Raw genomic sequence first — 3314 nt, forward strand, 5'->3', positions numbered from 1 at the left:
TCAAGAGCACGATTGGCAATGACTTCATTTGCATTCATGTTCATTGAAGTACCTGCTCCGCCTTGGATTGGATCTACAATAAAATGATCATGCCATTTTCCATCAAGAATTTCTTGAGCAGCTTCTGCAATTGCGCCGCCCTTGTTCAATTCCAATCTTCCTACATCTGTATTCGCAAGCGCTGCAGCTTTTTTTACAACTGCGAACGCTCTAATTAAGCTTTCATGAATTTTATACCCTGTAATCGGGAAATTTTCAACAGCGCGTAAAGTTTGAATTCCGTAATATGCCTCAATAGGTAATTCCTTTCCTCCCAAAAAATCATTCTCCACTCGCACGTTCTTGTTTGTCATTGCCAATTTAATTTCTCCCCCATATTAAATGTAAAACCTAAATAAATCATATGAAGTCCTTACCAATCCTTATCAGATTTTATTGTTAAATCGTAGGCTAAAGGCTCTTCAATAATTTTTTTAATCTCTTCTAATTTATTAGTTTTTCCAAGCGTCCACATCAATTTTGCTATGATGGCTTCCGTATTCATATCTCCAGACAATATTACTTGATGTTGTGCCACTTTCCGTCCTACTTCATAGAGAAGTATGTCTTCTCCTTCTTCCAGGCATTGAGTAGTAATCACTACAGCAATCCCCATTTCAGTCAACTCTTGAATTTTCGAAAGCAAGTTCCTTCCTTCAAAAGGTAATCCACCGTTTCCAAAACTTTCAATAACAATCCCTTTATACAAATCTTTTAAACAATCAAATATCTCTGGCTTTGTACCTGGATACAATTTCATAAGAAAAACATCCGTACATAAATTAGTATCTATTGAAAATTCGTTATGGGAGGACGTTGGCTTCCAATGATATTTCACTTCATCTTCATTTACCTCAGCAACATATGGAGAATTCACACTTTCAAATGCATCATAACTTTTTGTTCGCATTTTAACTGCTCTCGTCCCAATAATCACCCTACTATCAAAAACAATAAACACACCGCCAACATTCTCACAGGCAAACCTAAGAGCATCAGCTACATTTTTCTTTGCGTCTGTCTTTTTAAAACTAATAGGTACTTGTGAACCTGTTAAAACAACTGGTTTTCTTAAACCTTGCAGCATATAAGATAACGCAGAAGATGTATAAGCTAACGTATCCGTTCCATGTGTAATCACAAACCCGTCATAGTCATCATAGTGATTAAAAACAGCATTAGCTATTTCTTTCCAGTGCTCAGGTTGCATATTGGTACTATCAATATTCATTAAGATTTTGCAATCTATTTCTAAGTTTCGAGAAGACTTCGAAAAATAATTCAATAATTCCTCAGCGGATAATCCTGGAACAAGCCCCTCATTCCCCTCCACAGATGCAATTGTCCCACCAGTTGCAAGTAATAAAATTTTCTTCATACACAACCCCTCCATAAAATAAACAACGATATATCGTTCGCGTAATGCGTATTTATATTTATCATTATAGAACTTAATTTGAATTAATCAAGAATTTGTATTCAATACGCGTACTTTTTTTCTATTCTTGATTCTTTTTCTATGTTATAATTAATTTAATAAAATTAGATGGGGTATGAGACGAATGCTGGAACGTTTATCTGAATTAAGAAAAAATCAAAAGTGGTCCTTACAAGAGACAGCAGATCGACTTGGGATTGCGAAAAGCACCTATGCCGGGTATGAAAATGGTTATAGATTACCTTCCTTACAATCTTTATCAAAAATAGCCGATTTATTTGATACATCTGTAGATTATATATTAGGCCGAATTGAACATTCACATCAAAACAAAGATGTAATTGATATTACAAGACTCCTAAACGATCCAGATCCAACACTTTTAATAGATGGAGAAGCACTGTCAACAGAAGAGATAATAGATTTTATTGCTTTTGTGAGAAGTAAACGAGAACTAAGTTCCAAGAGAATAGAAAATATTGAACCAACATGTAAAAGTTGATTCAATAAAAAACGAATACACTGCACTTTTAAACTAAAAAATACTTAGACAATTAATTTGTAAACGGTATATATAGGATTAGCTTGAGGAATATTATTAAAATGTAATTTATTTTATTAACTTTATATTTATAAATTACATTTTAATATTTTGCATATGCAAAATATTCTTCTAAAAACAAGGACTTACCGCTATTTTAGCGTTACTTGCCCTTTTATCAGTCATATAGAACTAAAGCTTTTCAATAAAGGAACTCATTTGTAAAAAATACGCTATTCTTGCTGTAGATTTATAAGAAAGGATGGCGTTTTTGTATGTCTATTTCTGTATCGAAAGAATTTGGAAGTATAACAGATTTCAAACAAGAATTAGCAAAGTATATAGAGTACTATAATCATGAAAGAATCAAGGGAAAATCAAAGGGAATGAACCCAGTATTGTACTAGGCTCATTCCCTAAAGGCTACCTAATAAACCGATCTTTCTAAATTTCGGGGGGCACATTCTAGTTGAATTGCTAAAAGCAGCAAATTTACTAATTTAAAGTTAAGTGTTTAACCTTGACGTACTTAAATTCTTTTTTCCAGATAAAGCATACATTATATCTTGATGCTTTATTGTTCTCTTATAATTATGTGGTATCGGGAATTTGTTTCGGTGTTCTTTCATTATAATTAAAGTTTGAAGTTCTATGCTCAATACTTTTGCGAGGACATGATAGTTATATCCATTGTTTAACAGAGAAATTATGTCATAAAACATAGTTTTTCCACCCACTAATTTTACTAATCTATTCTTTAACTCATCCCTTTTTTCTTTAGCTTCATCAATTTCTAACAACATGGATTTTTTATTTGTTTGCTTAATGTATTGGGTATATAACTCTGGGAATTCTTTTTGGACTTCTTTGTTTAATACTGGTTTATATTTAATCGTATAAGTAACTTGTAACAATGAGCGTTTTAACAAACTATCTTCAATGAGATACGCTACTTTATTAAATAAATGTACATATTCCTTAATATTGGAATAACTATTAAAATGAGCTAATACTCTACTTTTTATACTAAAAGCCTTGCCTATATAAATAATATTTTCATTATAATCTTTAATGAAATAAATACCACTGTCATCTTTTTCTAATTCATTATCCAGTTCTTCTAGACTCATAAAATGCAATTCACTCATACTTTCCTCTCCTTATTAGTTTTAAATCATGAAAAACAGGCAAGGTTTCTAAAAAAGGCACTCTGCTGTCCTCATAGCCATCAAGTTAAGAAAATGAATAAAATTTAACTAAATGGGTCATCCTTCCATGCATACCGCATGGAAGGAT

4 protein-coding genes and 1 pseudogene are annotated in these 3314 nt (G+C 32.1%); 2 read left to right on the plus strand and 3 right to left on the minus strand.

Features of this window, described 5'->3' with window-relative positions:
* On the minus strand, positions 1-359 hold a 359-nt coding region (locus tag PDQ33_RS28520), incomplete at its 3' end, for a lyase family protein (protein ID WP_270692799.1).
* 53 nt (positions 360-412) lie between these two features.
* Entirely contained in the window at positions 413-1417 is a 1005-nt protein-coding gene (ansA, locus tag PDQ33_RS28525; RefSeq protein ID WP_061130654.1) for an asparaginase, read from the minus strand.
* A gap of 184 nt (positions 1418-1601) precedes the next feature.
* On the opposite strand from ansA, the gene ansR reads away from it, so the two are divergent.
* Positions 1602-1979 carry an HTH-type transcriptional regulator AnsR gene (gene ansR / locus PDQ33_RS28530; protein WP_000893556.1) on the plus strand — a complete coding sequence of 126 codons (378 nt, stop codon included), beginning with the start codon at positions 1602-1604 and terminating at the stop codon, positions 1977-1979.
* Between the two features lie 332 nt (positions 1980-2311).
* A pseudogene (locus PDQ33_RS28535) lies at positions 2312-2425 on the plus strand (IS3 family transposase); the annotation flags it as partial.
* 99 nt (positions 2426-2524) lie between these two features.
* On the opposite strand, the gene PDQ33_RS28540 reads toward PDQ33_RS28535, so the two are convergent.
* On the minus strand, positions 2525-3166 hold the full coding sequence (locus tag PDQ33_RS28540) for a hypothetical protein (RefSeq protein WP_061130653.1): 642 nt from the start codon (positions 3164-3166) through the stop codon (positions 2525-2527).
* Positions 3167-3314: the final 148 nt, after the last annotated feature.

The sequence above is a fragment of the Bacillus cereus group sp. Bc031 genome, from assembly GCF_027716265.1.
Classification (GTDB): Bacteria; Bacillota; Bacilli; order Bacillales; family Bacillaceae_G; genus Bacillus_A; species Bacillus_A paranthracis.